Here is a 19,703-nt window from a genome sequence, read left to right on the forward strand (position 1 = left end):
ATCGCGCCCGAGCCGGCCGTGCGCACCTGTTATAGCGTCATCGCCCGCCGCTGCGATCAGGTCAGCCAACCCCCGGTAAACCCCGCGCGCTGCAACCCGCGGCGGATATGCGGATTGCGGCGCATGGTCGTCCAGACGAGGCCGGTGCGCCAATTCTCCATCATGACCACGATCGCGCCCTGGTCGATGCCCAGATAATCGTCGTCCACCCAGCCCGCAGCGGGATCGACGCTGCCATGCTTGAGCGGCACCGACGTGGCCGTCAGCGTCGGGTTGAACGAATCGAGAAAGCCGTATTTGCCGTAGATGCGGGCGCCGTAGCGGGCGTGCATCGTTTCGATCGCGCGGCGCGACAATTCGGGTTCGAACGCGATCGATGCCGCCGCCGCGGTCGGGGCCAGCGTCCCGTCGTCCCGGTCGCCGACGCCGCGGGCCGCATAGCTGAAGAATTCGCGTCGGCGGCCGCCGATGTCGGTGGTGAAGTCGCCGGGGCCGTCACACGCGGTCAGCCCCCAGACATCGGGGCCATAGCCTACCCAGCCTTCGGGGTTGGCGATCGCGTAGGCGCGCTGTGCGCGGACCGCGCGGCGGCTGTTCTCGAAATAATCGATGCCCTTCGCCGTCATGTAGCGGTCGCGGATACCGCGGAAGTCGATCCAGCAATGGCTGTACTGATGGATGAACAGCGCGGGAAACTGGACGTGCGACTCGCCGCCCCAGCGGTCGCCCCACTGCGCGTCGAACCGGCTCGTCCACGCATCCCAGCTCTCTGCCGGCAGCGCGTGCGTCGGCGAGCCGAGCGCGAGGATATAGAGCAGCAGGCCTTCGTTGTAGATGTTCCAGTCATGCGGGATGAAGCCGCTTTCGGGATGCCAGCCCATCGCCATGAACGGCGCACGCGGGGTGATCCAGGTCCAGTCGATCGCGGCATAGAGCTGGTCCGCCAGCGCACGGATCCGGACGTCGCCCGGATGTTCGGTATCGAACCAGCTCTGGGCGAACAGCACGCCGCCGATCAGCAGCGCCGTGTCGATCGTCGACAGTTCGGCGCGTGCGAAGCGGTGACCCTTGGTCCGGCCGAGGAAATGGTAGAACAGGCCCTTGAAGCCGCTATCGTCGCTACGGCTGTCGCCCTGCGGGGCGGCTGCGAAGAATTCGAGCGTGGCCAGGGTCCGCGCGCGCGCCTGGTCGCGCGTGATCCAGCCATTCTCGACCCCGATCGGATAGGCGGTGAGCGCGAAGCCGACCGCGGCGATCGACGCGAAGGACGGGGTCGGCCAGCGATCGGGCGCAAGACCCGTGACGGGATCGGTCGTGTCCCAGAAATAGCGGAAGCTGCGGTGATGGAGGTCAGCGAGCAACGCGCTCGGCATCGGCGTAGCGATGGTCTCGGGGCCGGGGAGGGCCGCGCTGGGGAGGGGCGCATTGGAGCGGAACGGCGCGGCGCAGCCGGCCATGAGTCCCGCCAGGCCGAGCGTGCTGTGGCCCAGCATCTGCCTGCGATCGATCATGATATCCTTCGGGTCTGGTCTTCAAAAAAAAAGCGGGGGCGTGGCTGAGCCACGTCCCCCGGGGGCAGGTCAGAAGGAGAAACCCGCCGACAATTTGACCGTGCGCGGTGCGTTGCCGCCCGTGCTGTAGGTCGACCGCCGACCGTAATTCGGGTCGAGCGGGCTGTTGTTGAAATCGACGTAATTGCGGTCGTTCATCACGTTCAGGATATCGAGCCGCATGCGGATCCTGGTCTGATCGGAGATGAGGCCGAGCGGGACATATTTCGTGAACGCGAAATCGAGCTGTCGGCGACCCCAGAGATCGCCAAGGCCATCGGCCTCGCGCCCGACCAGCGTTCGCGAGAACGGATCCGAATTGTCGATGAACGCCTTGAGATAGATCGGCGATTCGATCTGGAACTTGGTCGAGATCGTCACCCCGATCGGCGTATCGACGCTGCCCGCGATGACGAACCGGTGACGCGGCACGCCCGACGAGCGCAAGGTCGGATAATCGGAGAGCTGGGCGAAATCGAGCGAATAGGTTTCGCCGAACTGCCGGTTCTCGTCGGCCTGCGTGTAGGTGTAGGTCGCGTCGATGCTCCACGGCGAGGCCGCCGAATAGGTCTTGGTCAGCTTGAAATAGACGGCATCGGAATTGGTCTTCAGGCCATTGGTGCCGAGAATGATCGACCCGAAGCCGTTCGGCGAGAAGGAGAACGGCGACTGCGGTACGTCGGTCGGGTTGGCCGGATCGTTGAAGAAGAAGCTCCCGTCCGGGCGCCGGTTGCCGAGCAGGAATGCGAACCCGTCATTGCTCTCGATATGCGTGAAGCCGAGCTCGAGTTCGACCGGTGAGAAGCGGCCGCGCAGACCAAGGCTGAACTGGTCCGAATAGGGCAGCTTCAGATCATTGTTCATCATGACGATCGCGCGGCCCCCACCACTCGCAGAGGTCGCCAGCTGCTGGCGCCCGGCCTCGGTCAGATAGACCGGATCCCAGGCGATACAGGTCTGGCTGGGTACGCAGGGGTTGAGTGAATCATTGCCGATGAAGTTGAACGTGCGGACCTGGTACGCGCCCTGACTGACCTCCTGCTGGAGGAAGTCGAACTGGTTGCGATCATAGGAACGGCCATAGCCGCCGAACATCGAGAAGCGTCCGGCTTCGTCGAAGCGATAGGTGAAGCCTAGACGCGGCTGCCACGCGCCCTTGAACGCCTTCCGGTTGTTGCCGGTCGAGATATAGTCGTTGATGTCGTAGTCGGCGCCAGTGAGGTTGCCGTAATTGGCCGGCGACACCGCAGCGACATTCTCTGCCGAGGTGGCATAATCGAGATAGGCCGGCGTCCGCTCATAATCCCAGCGCAGGCCGAGATTGAGCGTCAGGTGGTCGGTGACGTCCCAATCATCCTGCGCATAGAAACCGATCTGGAAATTGTTCGACCGGACATTGGGATTGCCCGCCGCGACGGCGGCACCGAACTGGAGCTGGTAGGGCAGCGTGTCGTTGAAGGCGACGCCGGGGATCGCGTTGACGTCATAGGTATATTGCGGGTTGGTCAGGTTCTGCTCGCGCGTGTTGAGCTTCACCCATTTCGCCTTGGCCCCGACTTTGATCGTGTGCCCCTGAAGACCGGTGAAGGTGAAATCGTCCTGGACGGTCCAGCCCTTTTGCCCCTTGGTCTGGAAGTTGCCGCCGGCGCCGGCGCGAAGCAGGTCGGTGCGCTGCGTGCCGCTGCCGATCCGCTGCGTCGCCTGGAAAAACTGCGTAATGCCGTCGGTCGCGGGCGTCGGCGAGAAGACCACATCCTCATACGAGACGCGCGCGTCGTTGATCCACGTATTGCCCGTATGCTGCCAACGCAGCAGGCCGCGCTTGTCGACGACTTTGTTCAACGTCGACGTGCTCGCGGCGTTGATGCCCGTCGCGTTCTGCAGCCCGGACTCGTTGCGATACTTGGCCGACAGCTCGATCAGATCATTGTCGGTCGGCACGATATCGATCTTGCCGAAGTACAGGTCTTCCTTGAACCGCTGCGCGAAGGTACCGAAATCGTCCCGATATTGTTCCGGAATCGACGCGACCGGATAGCCGTTCTCGGGTCGCACGTCGTACGGGCTGGTGATGCGCTTGCCTTCATAGGTGAAGAAGAAGTGCGCCTTGTCCTTGATGATCGGGCCGCCCAGGGCCGCGCCGAACTGCTTGTTGCTCGTGTCCACCTTCGGAATCGTGGTCGGGAAAATCTCGCTCGGGCGACGGTCGCGCAGCTTCTGGTTGGTGTAGTCGAAGAAGCCCTCGCCGTGGAATTCGTTCGTGCCCGACTTGGTCACCGCGGTGATCGCGACCGAGCTGACCTGGTCGAACTCCGCCTTATAGTTCGACGACAGCACCTGATATTCGCCGATGCCAAGCTGCGGGAAGGGGTTGCCGGGCGACGAATCCTGGCCGGTGATGCCGTTCTTGAGGACGTAATCCTTCTGGCTGACGCCATCGACGAACACATTGACGGTGCGGCTGTCCTGGCCGCCGCCCTGAATGCGCGACGCGCCGCTGGCGTCCTCGATGAAGCGGACGCCCGGTGCGAGATCGGCGAAGGCAAGGAAGTTGCGGTTGTTCTGCGGCAGTTGCTCGATCAGGCGCTGCGTGATGTTGCTGCCGACCTGGCCGCCCGACAGCGAGCGGATCCGGTTGCCGGTGACGACGATCTCGTCGCCCGTGCCGCCTGCGGCCGGGGTCGCCCCGGTGTCCGCCGTCGGAGCAGGTTCGGCACCGGGCGTTGTCGGCTGAGCGGCGGGGGGCGTCGCGGCGCTCGACAGGTCGAGGTCGAGCCCGGCGCTCTGCCCGACGCGCAGCGTGAAGCTGTCGGAATTGCGCGTGCCGGTGCGCTGCCTGATCTCGAGGCGATAGGTGCCCGCGCGCAGCGATGCGAAGTTATAGCTGCCAGCGGCGTCGGCGGGCACCGTGCGACGCAGGCCGGTCGCGACCTCGACCGCGGTGACCTCGACGACCGGATTGTCCGCCGGCGCGGTGATCGTGCCGCGTAACGACGCCTGGCCGACCTGGGCGGCTGCCGGCGCGGGGGCGAACAGCACCCCGCCGGACAGCGCCGTCAGCGAAAGCGCTGCCGCACGCAACATCATCTTGGTCATGGTCGTTCCCCTGTTCCCGATTGATCGGGTGTCTCGTTGTGGATTGTGGATAGAAATGCGTTGGGTCGTGCCGCGTCGGGCTGGCCGGTCGATCCCCGTATGACGACGACCGGGATGCGCTGCTCGGGCAGGCCATCGTCCTGCCCGGCAATCGCGCCTGCCAGCCGTGCGACGCCGCGCGCACCGAAGGCCGCGATGTCGATGCTCGCGGTGGTCAGCGACGGCGTGATGAGCCGGGCGAGCGGGATGTCGTCGAAACCGGCGATCGCAATCTGCTCCGGAACGGCAATCCCGGCCCGTTTCAGCGTCATCATCGCGCCGATCGCCATCATGTCGTTCGCGGCGAAGATCGCATCCGCGTCGCACCCCTCGTCGAGAAGGGTCGCGGCGGCGGCGATGCCCGAGGGTTCGTTGAAGTCCCCCTGCAGGATGCGCAGCGCGACGCCCGCACGCGCGCAGGCGTCGCGCGCGCCGCGACACCGTTCCTCCGCATCGATATTCCCCTCGGGGCCGGTGATATGGACCAGCCGGCGGCGGCCGGTCGCGATCAGATGCTCGACGATCGCGGCGGCGCCGGAGGCGTTGTCGATGCGCAGTTCGGCGCGGCCGGGCTGCCCCGGCGCACAGTTCAGCAGCACCGCGGGCATGTCGCGCGGCAGGTGCGCGAGCAGCTCGTCCGCCGCGACCTGAGGGGCCATGACCAGCAGCCCGTCGACCCGACCGCGCATCGCGTTCAGCGCCGCCACACCGCGCGCCGCGTCGCCGTGCATCCTCATCAGCATCAGGTACAGCCCGCGCTCCGACGCCTCGCGGTCCATGCCGCGCAGCAGTTCGGAGAAGAATTCGCCGTGAAGATCGGGGATCACCACGCCGATCATGCCCGAACGGGCCGAGCTCAGGTGTCGCGCCGCGGCATGCGGGACATAGCCGAGCCGCGTCGCGACCTCCTCGATATGCTTGCGCAATTCGGGGCGGACGCTGGCAAGCCCGTTCATCGCGCGCGACACGGTCGCCACCGACACCGCCGCCTCGCGGGCAATATCACGGATCGTGGCGTGCGACATGGCTGGTCAGGATCCCCTCTGGCGTCGGCCGTCGTTCGCGGCTGGAAATGTTGTTCTTGATGTAACCGGTTACATGATCCAGAAACGGGGATCAAGAACCTTGCAACGATCATCAGCCCGGTGGAGCCGGGCGGTCGAAACAGGCACGGACAAAGGGTTAGCGGATGACGGCGGCGACGATGGCACAACGGACGATTTCACGACGGGCGATGATCATGGGGGCGGGCGCCGTCACCGCCTGGGCCGCCAGCCCGGCGCGCGCGCTGCTGCAGCAGACGGCACAGCCGCGTGCCTTGCCCGCATCGGTCGAAGCCGTGCTTGCGCGCATGACCGTCGTCGAGAAGGCCGGGCAGTTGACGCTGATGGCGGCGGCCTGGGCGGGGGGGGCGGCGACCGCGCTCAACCCCGCGGGCGGGTCGTCGAGTTTCAACGAACAGCTCGCGCAGGTCCGCGCCGGGCGACTGGGCGGGGTGTTCAACGGCAATGGCGCGGTCATGGCACAGCGGATGCAGACCGCTGCGATGCGCCAGTCGCGGTTGAAGATCCCGCTGCTGTTCGCCGCCGACGTGATCCATGGGCTGCGCACCGTGTTTCCGGTCCCGCTTGCAGAGGCAGCAAGCTTCGATCCCGACCTTGCGCGGCGCACTGCCCGGGCCGCGGGGGCCGAGGCGGCGGCATCGGGGATCGACTGGACGTTCGCGCCGATGGTCGATGTCGCGCGCGACGCGCGCTGGGGCCGTGGTGTCGAGGGGGCGGGCGAGGATGTCCTGCTCGGCCGGATGATGGCGGCCGCGCGGGTCCGCGGGTTCCAAGGCGAGCGGGGACTGGCGGCGTCGGACGCAGTCGCGGCGTGCGCCAAGCATTTCGCCGCCTATGGCGCGGGCGAAGCCGGGCTCGACTACAACACGGTAGACGTTTCGGAGCGTACGCTCCGCGAGGTGTATTTTCCGCCGTTCCAGTCGGCCTTCGACGCCGGCGCTGCGACGACGATGGCGGCGTTCAACGAGATTTCGGGCGTTCCGGCGACCGCGAATGCGTGGCTGCTGACGCAGATCCTGCGCCGCGAATGGGGCTTTGGCGGGCTGGTCGTGTCCGACTATACCGGCGACGAGGAATTGATCGCGCACGGTTTTGCGACGGATGCGCGCGAAGCGACCAAGCTCGCCTTCATGGCGGGCGTCGACATGAGCATGCAAAGCGGGTTTTACCTAGCGCATCTGCCGGCGCTCGTCGCGGCGGGCGAGGTGCCGATGGCGCGGCTCGACCAGGCGGTCCGCCGCGTCCTCGCGCTCAAGGTCGCGCTCGGATTGTTCGACGATCCGTTCCGGCGGATCGACCCGCGTCGCGAGAAGACGCGGATCCGGACGCGCGAGACGCTGGCGCTGGCCCGCGATGCGGGGGCGCGGTCGATCGTCCTGCTGAAGAATGACGGCGCATTGCTGCCGCTGCCGCGACAGGGACGGCGGATCGCGCTGATCGGCCCGTTCGCGGCCGGGCAGCACGACCTGATCGGTCCGTGGAACGTGTACGGCACCGACGCCGAGGCGGTCGATCTGGCGACCGGTATCCGGGCAGCGGTGGCCGACCCGGCGCAGGTCAGCGTGACGCCGGGGTCGGGGATCGACGATCCGCTCCCCGGCGGGATTGCCGCAGCTGTGGCCGCCGCACGCGCGGCCGATGTCGTCCTGCTGGCGGTCGGCGAGAGTCAGCGCATGTCGGGCGAGGCGCAGTCGCGGGCGTCGATCGTGATCCCCGCGGCGCAGATGGCGCTGGCCGAGGCGGTGGCAGCGACCGGCACGCCGATCGTCGTGCTGCTGCGTACGGGCCGTGCACTGGTGCTCAGCGACGCGGTGCTCAAGGCGCCGGCGATCCTGGTCACCTGGTTTCTGGGGTCGCAGGACGGGCCGGCGATCGCCGACATCGTGTTCGGCAAGACCGGGCCGTCGGCGCGGCTGCCCGTTTCCTTCCCGCATGCCACGGGGCAGGAGCCCTATCATTATGATCACAAGAACACCGGGCGGCCCAACCCGCCGGGCCCGTTGCTCGAATACAAGGCGCGCTACCGCGAATTCGCCAACGCCGCGCTGTTCCCGTTCGGTCATGGCCTGACCTATGGTGCGATCGACTATCAGTCGCTCGATCTCGGCGCTGCGCGGCTGTCGACCGATGGCGCGCTGACGGTGCGCGCGACGATCGCCAATGGCGGCACGCGCGCCGCTGAGGAGGTCGTGCAGCTCTATATCCGCGATCTCGCGGCCAGCGTGACGCGCCCCGTGCGCGAACTCAAAGCGTTTCGCCGTGTCGCGCTGATGCCGGGCGAGCGGCAGGTCGTGTCGTTCACGCTGCGTCGCGACGACCTGCTCTTCATCGGCCAGGATCTCGTGCCGACGGTCGAGCCGGGCCGCTTCCACCTATGGATCGCGCCATCGGCGCAGGCCGAGGGGGTGTCGGGCGAATTCGACCTCGTCTGACGCGTATCGGCGCAAGCTGTAGGCCTTGCGCGGGGGAACGCGATCGGGAAAGGCGATGGCGGTGAAGCGGGTCGATCAGCATGATGGATACCCGGCGCAGGCCGGCGGCCGGCGCGCGTTGGTGGTCTTGGCGCTGATGCTCGTCGCCGTCGCGGCTTTTCGCATGGGCACGGCGAACTGTTCGCTGTGGTATGACGAGCTGGCGTCGCTCGAATTCGCGCGCCAGCCCGTGTCGCGGCTGTGGAGCAGCTGGATGCTGCGCGAGACGAACCCGCCGCTGTTCTACACGCTGCTGTCGGGCTGGATCGCGCTGGTCGGCCAGGATGATGTCGCGGTGCGGCTCCTGCCGATCGGTATCGGCATGGTGGGGATCGGCGCGGCCTATGGGCTAGGGCGAGCGGTCGGGGATGCGAAGGCCGGGCTGCTCGCCGCCGCGCTGCTGTCGCTCTCCGCGCTGGGCACGGATCTGAGCCAACAGCTGCGCGGCTATGCGCTCGCGCAGCTGGCGGTGCTGCTCGCCTGCACCGGGATGGTGCTCTATCTGCGTCGCCGGACGCTGGGTGGCCTAGTCCTCTACGGCATTGCGACGCTCATCGGCCTGTATACGCATACGACGGTCGCGCTGTTTGCCGGGTTGGCGGGGGTGACAATGCTCTGGTTGCTGTGGAGTGACCGACGGGCACAGGCGCGGTGGCTGGCGACGAACGTCGCGGTGCTGGCAGGCTGGGGATGGTGGGCGATGATCAGCGTCCGCCAGATGACGATGCCCGTGACCAATATCGCGTGGATCGCCACGCCGTCATGGCGCGACGCGGTCGCGATGACGGCGCAGGTCTATCTGCCGCTCTTTCCCCATGAGACGGGGATTGCAGGTATGCTGCTGCTGGCGGGCCTGTTCGCCGGGCTTGCAGCGTGTGCGGTACGCGCGGCGCGACCGGAAGTACGGCTGCTTGCCGTCCTGACGATCGGCGCGCCGCTACTGCTGTTCGCGATCAGCCAGCGGGTGCCGATATTCCTGCCGCGCACGCTGAGCTGGGCGAGCGGACCAGAGCTGGTGCTCGTGGCGCTCGGTGTGACGCGGATAAGATCGACCCCCGTCGCCCGTGCAAGCGGCGCCATCCTGCTCGGTCTGAGCGCCATCGGCCTGGCGAGCTGGCTGCCCAGCCGTGAGCGCGAGCACTGGCCTCAGGCCGTCGCCCTGATCGGGCGCCATCAACCCGCGCTCGTCATCGTCGGCGACGATGCGGTCGCGCTGGCGCTTGATCGCTATCGCTCAAACGCGGAGCTCAAGGGCCCGAGACCGATCGTCGTTCAGTCGGCCTATCGTGAACGCTGGGCCGACGGGCTGTATTCGGGCACGCATTTGTCGCCCGCCGCCGCGCTTGCGGTGATTCGCGACCGGGGTTGCGCCGCGGTGGTCGAATGGGGACCCTTTCATCCGCCGATACTTGACGATCCGGCGGTGACCGCCCGACCGCTCACCCGTGACACCACCCCGGCGGTGACGCTGATCGATATCCCGCGGGCGCGCCGAGCATGTCGGCCCTGATCTGAAGCCCCTTAACGACCGCAGGACGCCACCTTTTTACGAGGTGCCCAAGATAGCGACCGGGCTCAGCGGCGGCGTTTGACGAGGATCGCGCGCTCACCGGTGATCGACGCCTTGAACCCGCCAAAGCCGGCCTGCCGGATGGTGATTGCGGTACCCGGCCGGGGTTGCAGCGAGAGCGGTTCGATCGTTTCCCAGACCATGCCGTTCGCCAGTTGCAGTGCGAACCGCGCATAGCTCGCCGGCTTTGCCGTGGTGATCGTGGTCTGCACCTCCGTAACGCGTGTGGCTCGATCTGCTTCACCGCCGCCGAGCGGGCTCTGGCCGGCATCGGCGAGGCCGAATTGCTGGCGTTTGCGCTCGATAACCTTGCCACGGTCGAGCGCAAGCAGGTCGCCTGCCTGGCGCGCGCGCGCGATCTGCCCGGCGGTCGTGTCGAAGCAGGCAAGCCGGGCTGCATCGGCCGTTATGTCCCGGCACGCGGCCAGCGCATCCAATGTCTTCGAAGAGTCTTCTCTGGCCTGCGCGGCAACAGCCGGGGCGATCGGCAGGGCGCCGACGAGAAGCGCTGACAGGGCAACAGAGATGGCCGGCAACATTCGCATATGATCGCCTTATCAGCTTTGGCTTGGCAGAACCCGGCCTCGGGTTTCGCCATACGACACTATGTTGCGGTTATGTCACGGTGATGTCGCAAACGAAATGAGAAAAGGTCCGAATCGACGATAATTGTTGCAGCGCAATGGCGTGGCTGGATAGATCGTGACCAGAACCGGAAAAACCGGAGAAAATGCACGGTGCATTCACCGGCGACAAAGGGGTATTTATGACATCTGCAGCTCGCGCCCATTTGCTTGCGACCACGTTGCTGATGGGGGCGACGACGTTCGCCACTCCAGCCCTTGCGCAGGTCCAGGGGGACAATTCGGGGATTCGCGCCGGGGGCGCGACCGCGACTCAGTCGACCACGCCGGGCGCCAACGCCCAGGGCGAAGTCGGCATGACGACGTCGGAGGCCGCGCCGAGCACGGAGAACAGCCAGGGCGACATCGTCGTCACCGGCTCGCTGATCAAGAACCCTGCGCTGATCGCCTCGTCGCCGGTGACGGTCATCGGCCAAGAGGAAATCAAGCTTCGCCAATCGAACACCGCCGAAGACATTCTGCGCACGCTGCCGGGTGCGACGCCGAGCATCGGTTCGGCCGTCAACAACGGTAACGGCGGCGCGTCCTATGTCGATCTTCGCGGCCTCGGCTCGTTCCGTAACGTCGTGTTGCTCGACGGCAACCGCATCGCACCCTCGGGGCTGCTCGGTCGCGTCGATCTCAACAACATTCCGCTCGCACTGGTCGAGCGGGTCGATACGCTGACCGGCGGCGCCGCCACCACCTACGGCGCGGACGCAGTGTCGGGCGTCGTCAACTTCATCACGCGGTCGGATTTCTCGGGCATCGACGCCTCGGTTTCGAACCAGATCACCGAGCGTGGCGATGGCGCGTATTTCCGCGGCGACATCACGATCGGCGCCAATTTCGACGATGGCCGCGGTAACGCGGTCTTTTCGGTCGGATACCAGCAGTCGGACCCCGTCTATCAGGGCGAGCGCGACTATTCGGTGCAGAATTACGACTCGTTCTCTGGCGCGAGCAGCGGCTCGGGCACGACGGTCCCATCGGTCTTCACGCTTGGCGGTCGTCGCCAGATCAACCCGGCCACGGGTTCGCTGACGTCGACGATCGTTCCGTTCAACTTCAACCCGTACAACATCTTCCAGACGCCGTTCGAGCGGTTCAACATGTATGGCGCCGGCCATTACGAAGTGTCGGACAGCGTCGAGATCTACACGCGCGGCCTGTTCTCAAAGAACACCGTCGACACGATCATCGCGCCGTCGGGCGTGTTCAACTCGTCGATCGTCGTGCCGTTGTCGAACCCCTATCTGCCGGCCGGCGCGCGGAACCAGTTCTGCGCCGCCGCCAGCATCACGCAGGCGCAGTGCGACCTCGCCGCAACCGCGACGAGCCCGACCGTCACCGTGGGCGGCGTGACGACCGCAAACCCGAACTTCCGCACGATCACGACCAATCTGGCTCGGCGCACGACCGAGGTCGGGCCGCGTATCTCGAACTTCCAGACGACGATCTTCGACTATCGTGCCGGCGTGAAAGTCGGGCTGACCGAGGGTATCAAGCTCGATGTTTCAGGCGGTTACGGCGAATCGGAGAATACGCAGACGCTGCAGGGCTATGTTCTGACGTCGCGCGTACGGTCCGCGGTCTATGCAACCAATACCACGAGCTGCCTTGGCGGTGCGCCCGGCGGTGCGGCGATCGACGCGGGAACCGGCTGCGTTCCGCTCAACGTCTTCGGTGCCGACGGGTCGATCACCCCCGATATGACCTCGTACATCACGGGTGAGAGCACCACGACCGTCCGTACCTCGCTGGCGCAGGCCCGCGCGGTTCTCAACGGTGATTTCGGCTTTGCCTCGCCGTTCGCGAGCGACTCGATCGGTTTCGCGGCCGGTGCGGAGTATCGCAAGTACCGTGCGTCGCAGCGTTCGGATACGCTGGCACAGACCGCTGGCGAACTCGGTGGCGCCGGTGGCGCCGCGCCGAACATCGACGGTGGCTATGAGGTCAGCGAAGGCTTTGGCGAGCTTATCGCACCGCTCGTCCAGGATCGTCCGTTCTTCCAAAGCCTGACGCTCGAAGCGGGCGTCCGCTACTCGCACTACAAGGTCTTCGCGGCCAACTCGCCCTCGTATAACACGACCACCTACAAGGGCGGCGGCAGCTGGGAGCCTGTCACGGGCCTGAAGGTTCGCGGCAGCTATCAGCGTGCAGTCCGCGCACCGACGATCAGCGAGCTGTTCTCGCCGGTGAATACGGGTCTGACCAACCTGGCGACCGATCGTTGCGCCGGTGCAGCGCCGGTCAACGATGCCAATCTGCGCGCCGTCTGCCTTGCGCAGGGCGCACCGGCCTCGACCATCGGTCTCATTGCGGTTCCGACTGCGGGTCAGGCGAACATCACGTCCGGCGGTAACCTCGACCTGCGTCCGGAAAAGTCGGACAGCTACACGCTCGGCCTCGTCATCCAGCCGCAGCAGATCATTCCCGGCCTTTCGATCAACGTCGATTACTACAACATCAAGATCAAGGGCGCGATCTCGCAGTTCGCGCCGGGCGATATCATCTCCAACTGCTTCGACACCATCACCGCGGCGAGCGCCACCAGCCCGGCCTGCCTCGCGATCTCGCGAAACCCGGTCACGGGCGGACTCGACGGCGATCCGGCAACCACGCGCGGCCTGCTGGCTGCAATCTCGAACCTCGGCACCGTCAAGACCGACGGTATCGATCTCGCTATCAACTATCGCACGCCGCTGACTCAGGGTGTCAAACTGGGCCTGTCGTTCCAGGGCAACTGGTCGAACTCTGCGACCTTCCAGGCCGCACCGGGCCTCATCAATCGTGAGTGCATCGGCTATTATTCGGTCAACTGCGGCGGCGCGGCCAGCGCTGCGGCGGGGGGCTCGGGCTCGATCCAGCCCGAATTCACCTGGAACACTCGTGCGACGTTCACCTTCGTCGACAATATCGACGTGTCGGTGCTGTGGCGTCACATCGATAACGTCCAGCAGGAGCCGGACGATATCGTCAACGGTAACGGGGCGGCGTTCAGTGGTACGCTCACCGGTGGCGCTCTTGCCGGCCAGTCTGCGGATTTCACGCGGATCCCGTCCTACGACTATATCGACCTGTCGACCCGGATCGGCATTGCCGAGAATTTCGACCTGACCGTCACGGTACAGAATCTGTTCGACAAGCAGCCGCCGCTCGTCGGATCGACGGTGGGTTCGACGAGCTTCAACAGCGGCAACACCTATCCGTCGACGTATGACGCACTGGGCCGCCGCTTTGCGATCGGTGCGAACCTGCATTTCTAGGGTCAGGCCATCTCGGTCTGGATTGGGGCGGTTCTTCGGAACCGCCCCTTTTTTTGTCCGGGCTCGACCGCGAACCTATCGGCTGCGCGTGGTGGCGGGACGAGCGCCTAGCCCAGCAGGGGCGCCGGGGGATCAAGCGCGACGCCAGCGGTGCGTGCGACCGCCTCTGCCCAGATGATCACCTTGTCGATCTCGTCGGCGTGGAGTGCCGCGCCGGTCTCGTGCTCGCGTACCCTGTCCGCCGCGCCATAGGTCTTGCCGTCCTTGGCATTGCGCGCAAAGGCAGGGCCGTCGAGCAGCGCCTGCACGGTCGCCGGATCGTCGGGTAGTGCATAGAAGCGTGCCAGGGCCGTCACCGCGGCCAAGGGGTTCGCGAGCAGGGTTTCGCTCTGCAACGTTCTGACGCGGTCCGGAAAGCGGGCCACCAGGCCAGCGAACAGATCGGCCTGCGCGATCCACCCTACCGCGGCCGCCTGCAGATCGGTCAGCCTGAAGATATCCTCGGGCGTGAGGCCCAGATCGACGATGCCATCGGCGAGTTGCTTGGCGAGAAGCTCGCGCACCCAAAGCCGGCCCCACATGCCCTTTCGTGCGATCGACGTCAGATAGATGCGCACCGGCGCGTAGAGCAGCACGGCGCGGGCCTGTGGCCGCATCGCCAGCATCGCAGGCGCGAGGGCGTTGACGACGTTCGACGGCTTGATCACCACCGCCTCGCCGGGTTCGAAGGCGCGGCCAAGCAGTCTCAGCGTCGCATCAAGGACCTCGCCGACGCGCGCGGGATGACCGCCGCGGTGACGCCAGCCGACGAGATCGTTGAGAATTACCGGCTCTTTCAGCGCGGTGGCGAAGCCCGGCATGTCGAGTGCCTGCGCCAGCATCGTCGAACAGCAATAGGCCGAGTGGAAAATGAAATGAACCGATGCAGCGGGCGGGGCGGCCGCGACGGCGTCGCGTCGTGGCACCACGATCGGCGTGGCCGACGACGGCATATACTCGTCGGTGAGGAAGGTCGCCACGCCACGCTGCGCCCGGTCCGCCGCGATGAAATGCACCGCATCATGGTCCGGATCGTAACGATGGGCCAGCCAGCACGGATTGCCGATCTGTGCGCCGACGGACGTGGCGGATTCCCGAGCGGGGGCGGGCGGGCGGGTCGGACGGATCATGGCATCGGGATCGCATATCATGGTCCCGACCGCTACCGGTCTTGGTACGTCCGAATCGGCCAAAATGTCGTTGCGAAACGGAAAGGACCCGTCATGATGCGTGGCGGCGATGCGTCGTGGAGCGGCATGATGATGCGGACGACATGGTATGGATCGGCGGTCCGATCGGGTCTTGCCGGGGTGTTGCTGATCGTGGCGGCGCCGTCCGCGTTCACTCTGGCAGCGGCCGGCGCAACGATGGCGCAGCGCGATGAGGCGCCACCGGCCGCGACGCCGCCGGCCGAGCGTCGGATCTGCAAGCGATCGGCGCCGTCGGGATCGCTGATCGAGACGCGACGCGAATGCCATACGCGCGCGGAATGGGACCAGATCGCACAGGCGGGACGTGCCGCGGGACAGGATATGGTCGATCGTGCCGCACGCAGCGGTGCGCAATAACGGCGCCCCGGTGATGCGCCAGCAGCCGGGGCCGTCGCTCGAGATGTTGTTGCAAGCCGCCGAAACCGCGCAGCGTGCCGGCGACGGTGCGCGGGCCTGCGCCGTCTTTCACGACGTGCTCGGCATTGCGCCCGAACATCCTGTTGCGCTCAACGCGCTGGGCCTCGACGCGTTGGCGCGGGGCGATGGTATGGCGGTCGGCTATTTCGCGCGCGCGACGAAGGCTGACCCTGCCGCGTCGCCGCTGTGGATGAACCTGGCGAGCGCCTATCGCGGGCTCGGCGACAGCGTGGGGGAACAGACCGCGCTCGAACGCGCACTTGCGCTCGACCAGCGCAATCTGATGGCGAACGTCCGGCTGGCCGAACTGCTGGACCGCGTTGGTAACACTGCGGCGGCGGCGTTTCGCTGGGGTGGGGTGGCCACGATCGTTCAGTCGCTCCCCGAGCGGTCGCCGGCGTTAAGCCAGCTCCTCGTCCGTGCCTCTGATAGGATCGCGCAGCATACACGTGCGCTGTCCGATGCCATCGATACGGCGCTTGCACCGTTGCGGGAGGATGCGGCCGCGGACGATCGACGTCGCATCGACGTCTGTATCGATGCGATGCTCGGTCGTCGGGCGATCCATGCGCCGGTACCCCACGGGCTGCATTTTCCATTCCTGCCCGCCGACGAATTCTTCCCGCGGCGGCATTTTCCCTGGCTGGCCGCGTTCGAAGCGGCCACGCCGGCGATCCGCGCAGAGCTGGAAAATCTTCTTGCTGATGGGGCACCGGGCTTCGCGCCCTATGTCGCGATGACGCCGGGCACGCCGCGGAACCGGTGGACCCCGCTCGACGGGTCGGATCTGTGGAGCGCCCGATATCTGTGGCGGTATGGCGTGCGCGACGATGCGGTGTGCACGCGGTGCCCGCAAACCGCGGCGATGCTGGAGACGCTGCCGTTGGCGGACATTCCCGGCCGCGGGCCGTCCGCCTTCTTCTCGGTCCTCAAGCCCGGCACGCGGCTGCCGCCGCATACGGGGGTCAGCAATATCCGGTCCGTCGTGCATCTCCCCCTGATCGTTCCCGACCGATGCGGCTTTCGGGTCGGTGGCGAGACCCGAGCGTGGCGCGTCGGTGAGGCGTTCGTGTTTGACGACACGATCGAGCATGAGGCGTGGAACGACAGCGACGAGATTCGCGCCGTCCTGATCGTCGACGTCTGGAACCCGCATCTCACCGCGAGCGAAATCGCGATGATGCGGCGGATGTTCGGGACGCTCGGCGCGCAGCTGGGCATGGCGGGCGACGTGGTGGATTGAGCTTGCCCGCGCGAGGCTGCGGTGGTGGAATACTGGCTGGGAGACGAAACTATGCGGACGATGCTGTCATGGGCAAGCCGGGGGTCGTGGGTCATCGCGCTCGTCGGGGGTATGGTCGGCCTATCGGCCGTGGGGGCGCAAATCGCACCCGTCTCCACTGCATCTGCAGACGATCCCGCGCTGCAGGCGCTCCGGGAAAAGAATGCACGGGTTCAGCTCGCCAATTATCCGCGCGGAGCGCTGCGCCGCGGTGAGCAGGGAACCGTCGGGATCAGCGTTACCGTCGATCGGCAGGGGCGGTTGCGCGAATGTGCGGTTTCGAAGAGCAGCGGCTTTGCGTCACTCGACGAGGCGACGTGCGACTTCCTGTTCTCGCATGCGCAGATTGCGGCCTATGTCGCACCGGGCGGCGGCGGGCCGACGACCCGGCAGGAGGGGCAAGTCGTTTGGACGCTGCCTGCGGGTGTCCGACCCACGACCGCGTCAGCAACCGCGGGGCCCTTGCCGGAGAAGAAGATCTGTCGTGCGCAGGCGCGGACGGGCTCGCTAGTCGCGAGCCAGCGCATCTGCCTGACGAAGGCGGAATGGCGACGCCAGTATGAACTGGCGCAGGACGAAACCCGCGAGATGCACACCCGCGCGATGCCGGGCGACTGATCGACACGCCGGCCGCGCTTAGCCGGTATCGACCACGGGACCCTGATACCGGTCGATCGCGGCGAATATGTCGGTCAGCGTGTAGCGTTCGGTTGCGGTCAATTCGGGACGCCAGATTTCGAACAGTAGGACGATCCGGGTCTGCGTCCCCCGGTTCCACGCCTCGTGCTCGAAAGAATCGTCGAATATCAGCATCCTGCCGTCCCGCCACGGCCGCGTCTCGGACCCGACGCGCAGCGCGCATCCGTCGGGCGCGATCAGGGGAAGGTGGCAGATCAGCCGCGTGTTGAGCATGCCGTGATGCGGGCGGATATGCGTGCCGGGGGTCAGCCGTGAGAAGATCGCCATCGGCGACCGGCCGGGAATGACGGGGATCGGCGCCAGCGACAGCGCGGCCATCGTGTTCGGGCACATCGTTGCATTGGGCTCGACCGGCACGCCACCACGCCAGAGGTGAAAGGCGCCCCAGCCCGGATCGTCGAGCAGCGGGTTTGCGGGCGGTGGTCGACCGGCCATCGTCTGCACATAGGGTGCAAAGCCCGGTCCGGCCGCGAGCACCGCGTCGAGTTCGGCTCGGATCGCGCCGGTCGCCGCTTCGATCGGGGCGACCCAGTCAAACTCGTCGCGCTCGAAATAGGCACGCTGCGCCAGGCCCGGGAAATAGAACATCGAGGGTTGCTGAAGATAGAGCTCGCTCCGGCCGAGCAGCAGGTCGAGCGCGTGGCGGATCCGGGGACCCGCCGCGCGGGGTATGTCCTTGAGGGCCGCGTCGAGATGGGCCGAAAAACGGCCGGCGACTTCGGTCAGGAAGGTCTCGCCAACCCGGAGCAGGGGGACGAGCGCGGGGGCGATGTTCGCACCTGGCTGGGAGGCAGCCGACAGCGCGGTGCGATAGAAGGACTCCGCCGCACGATCGTCACTACGACGACGCTTGAGCGCCGCCATCGTCAGCAGTGCGCCGAGATGCCGGGGCTCGGTCGCTAGGAAGCGGACGAGCGCGTCGTCGGCCTCGTCGTCGCGCCCGATAGCCTGCGCCGCCTGCGCGATCAGGAACCAGGGCGCGGGCATGCCCGGTGCGCCGTCGCGCAACAGCGACAATTTTTCATAGGCGACAGCGGCGTTGCCGTTGCGCAGCGCGGTCATGCCCTCACGGGCGAGCGAGTCGGCCTGTGGGCGGGTCAGGTGCATGACGCAGGCTAGCCTGCCATTGCACTGGATACAGCTAAAAACATCCGGATCGGACCCGCCCGTCTTTCAACCCGGTAATGCCGGTTCAGCGTGTCCAGAGATCGGTGGCGAGCCGGTCGAGATAGTCCGCGGCGCTAGCGGCGGCGGTGGGGGTGTAGAGGCTTGCGAGTGCGGTGGGGTCGAGCGCCTTGGCGGCGTCGAGCAGGCCGCGCCATGGGGTCGATGCGCCGGGCCAGCTTGGCACCAGGATCGCGGCGCCGAGTTCGGCCAGGCGTTCGCCCTTGCGCATCTGTTCGTCGAAATAGCGCCATTCGGGCGCGCAGACATAGGGGCGGCCGACGCGCGCGATTTCGTGGACGATGGTATCGCCACTGGAGGCGACGACGACGTCGGCCGCGGCGATGTGCGCGGTGATCGTCGCGACCCAGCCGCGCAGGTGGAGATTGCCGAAATCGGTCTCATGGCCTTCGCGCTGGACGGGGCCGAGCACCAGCCAGTCGGTCTCTGGCAGCGCGCGCGCGGCCATGGTCAGCGGTGCATAGGGTGTGCCTGCGCCGCCGCCGCCGGTCAGCACGACGACGATCTCGCGGTCGGGGGAGAGGCCGAGCATCGCCCGCGCCTCCGCCTTGCCCGGCACGCGGTCCTGCGCGGTGCACAGCCCGCCCGCATAATGGGTCATGGCGCGGATCCAGTCAGGGGTCTCAGGCTGTTCGAGCGCTTCGTCGAAGGGCGCGAGCAGGCCGACACAGGCGCGATAGCCGGCGAGATGCGCGGCATCGCCGCGGTTGCCGTGCATCCGGATCCCGATCGCGGGGACGCTGGCGATGCGGGCCAGCAGCGCGATCTCGGCAGAGACGTCGACCACGAACAGCGCGGGATCGACCGCATCGAGATGGTCGAGGATCGTCCGCATCGTCGCGCGGATCGCCGCGTCGCCGATCGGTGCGCGGTGGAGGATGTCGGGGGTGGGTTGCGCGGCGAGGGCCGGCGGGGGGCTGTCGCTGGCCGCGCCCTCGTCGGGCAGGGGCACCAGCGTGACGGCGCGCGCGAACCCGTCGAACAGCGCGGGGCGTGCGGTCAGGATCGTGACGGCGCGCTCGGCGGGCAACGCGTCGATGATCGCCATCGCGCGATTGGCATGGCCGCGGCCCTGATGGCCGACATAGAAGGTGATCGGTTGAGGCATTATCGGGGGATACCCGCTCCGCGCGCCAAAATCCCCCGGGAAATCCCCCGCGAAATCCCCCGGGAAATCGACGGTGGCCC

At 66.8% G+C, this 19,703-nt stretch carries 13 protein-coding genes; 6 read left to right on the forward strand and 7 right to left on the reverse strand.

Going from position 1 to position 19,703, the window contains the following annotated elements; translation table 11 throughout:
- Positions 1-56 precede the first annotated feature (56 nt).
- The 3 genes from FHY04_RS00080 to FHY04_RS00090 form a co-directional block, all read right to left on the reverse strand.
- Positions 57-1,511: a glucoamylase family protein gene (locus FHY04_RS00080; protein WP_183935013.1), complete on the reverse strand. Its 1,455-nt coding sequence runs from the start codon at positions 1,509-1,511 to the stop codon at positions 57-59.
- Between the two features lie 69 nt (positions 1,512-1,580).
- The gene (locus FHY04_RS00085; protein WP_260171247.1) at positions 1,581-4,646 is read right to left on the reverse strand and encodes a TonB-dependent receptor domain-containing protein; all 3,066 of its coding nucleotides are present in this window, start codon (positions 4,644-4,646) and stop codon (positions 1,581-1,583) included.
- Entirely contained in the window at positions 4,643-5,710 is a 1,068-nt protein-coding gene (locus FHY04_RS00090; RefSeq protein WP_183935014.1) for a LacI family DNA-binding transcriptional regulator, read from the reverse strand. The genes FHY04_RS00085 and FHY04_RS00090 overlap by 4 nt, the downstream gene beginning before the upstream one ends.
- Positions 5,711-5,874: 164 nt before the next feature.
- On the opposite strand from FHY04_RS00090, the gene FHY04_RS00095 reads away from it, so the two are divergent.
- Positions 5,875-8,181, forward strand: coding sequence for a glycoside hydrolase family 3 N-terminal domain-containing protein (locus tag FHY04_RS00095; RefSeq protein ID WP_409349133.1), 2,307 nt, complete (start codon positions 5,875-5,877; stop codon positions 8,179-8,181).
- Positions 8,182-8,242: 61 nt separating this feature from the next.
- Positions 8,243-9,730 carry a glycosyltransferase family 39 protein gene (locus tag FHY04_RS00100; protein WP_183935015.1) on the forward strand — a complete coding sequence of 496 codons (1,488 nt, stop codon included), beginning with the start codon at positions 8,243-8,245 and terminating at the stop codon, positions 9,728-9,730.
- Between the two features lie 65 nt (positions 9,731-9,795).
- On the opposite strand, the gene FHY04_RS00105 is transcribed toward FHY04_RS00100, so the two are convergent.
- Positions 9,796-10,335: a hypothetical protein gene (locus FHY04_RS00105; RefSeq protein ID WP_183935016.1), complete on the reverse strand. Its 540-nt coding sequence runs from the start codon at positions 10,333-10,335 to the stop codon at positions 9,796-9,798.
- Positions 10,336-10,556: 221 nt separating this feature from the next.
- Between FHY04_RS00105 and FHY04_RS00110 the strand changes: the two genes are divergently transcribed.
- Positions 10,557-13,682 (forward strand): TonB-dependent receptor domain-containing protein, encoded by a 3,126-nt coding sequence (locus FHY04_RS00110; RefSeq protein ID WP_183935017.1) that lies wholly within the window; start codon positions 10,557-10,559, stop codon positions 13,680-13,682.
- Positions 13,683-13,789: 107 nt separating this feature from the next.
- Here the strand turns inward: FHY04_RS00110 and FHY04_RS00115 are convergent, their stop codons facing one another.
- Entirely contained in the window at positions 13,790-14,851 is a 1,062-nt protein-coding gene (locus FHY04_RS00115; protein ID WP_260171248.1) for a hypothetical protein, read from the reverse strand.
- 93 nt (positions 14,852-14,944) lie between these two features.
- On the opposite strand from FHY04_RS00115, the gene FHY04_RS00120 reads away from it, so the two are divergent.
- The 3 genes from FHY04_RS00120 to FHY04_RS00130 all read left to right on the forward strand — a co-directional run bounded on the left by FHY04_RS00120 (position 14,945) and on the right by FHY04_RS00130 (position 17,249).
- Positions 14,945-15,289 (forward strand): hypothetical protein, encoded by a 345-nt coding sequence (locus FHY04_RS00120; protein WP_183935018.1) that lies wholly within the window; start codon positions 14,945-14,947, stop codon positions 15,287-15,289.
- Positions 15,264-16,592: an aspartyl/asparaginyl beta-hydroxylase domain-containing protein gene (locus FHY04_RS00125; protein ID WP_311723038.1), complete on the forward strand. Its 1,329-nt coding sequence runs from the start codon at positions 15,264-15,266 to the stop codon at positions 16,590-16,592. The genes FHY04_RS00120 and FHY04_RS00125 overlap by 26 nt, the downstream gene beginning before the upstream one ends.
- Before the next feature lie 129 nt (positions 16,593-16,721).
- Positions 16,722-17,249: an energy transducer TonB gene (locus FHY04_RS00130; RefSeq protein ID WP_183935019.1), complete on the forward strand. Its 528-nt coding sequence runs from the start codon at positions 16,722-16,724 to the stop codon at positions 17,247-17,249.
- A gap of 18 nt (positions 17,250-17,267) precedes the next feature.
- Here the strand turns inward: FHY04_RS00130 and FHY04_RS00135 are convergent, their stop codons facing one another.
- Positions 17,268-18,437, reverse strand: coding sequence for an aspartyl/asparaginyl beta-hydroxylase domain-containing protein (locus FHY04_RS00135; protein ID WP_260171249.1), 1,170 nt, complete (start codon positions 18,435-18,437; stop codon positions 17,268-17,270).
- A gap of 85 nt (positions 18,438-18,522) precedes the next feature.
- The gene (locus FHY04_RS00140) at positions 18,523-19,623 is read right to left on the reverse strand and encodes a glycosyl transferase (protein ID WP_183935020.1); all 1,101 of its coding nucleotides are present in this window, start codon (positions 19,621-19,623) and stop codon (positions 18,523-18,525) included.
- Between the last annotated feature and the right edge of the window lie 80 nt (positions 19,624-19,703).

This window comes from Sphingomonas sp. BK481 (assembly GCF_014194875.1).
Classification (GTDB): domain Bacteria; phylum Pseudomonadota; class Alphaproteobacteria; order Sphingomonadales; family Sphingomonadaceae; genus Sphingomonas; species Sphingomonas aerolata.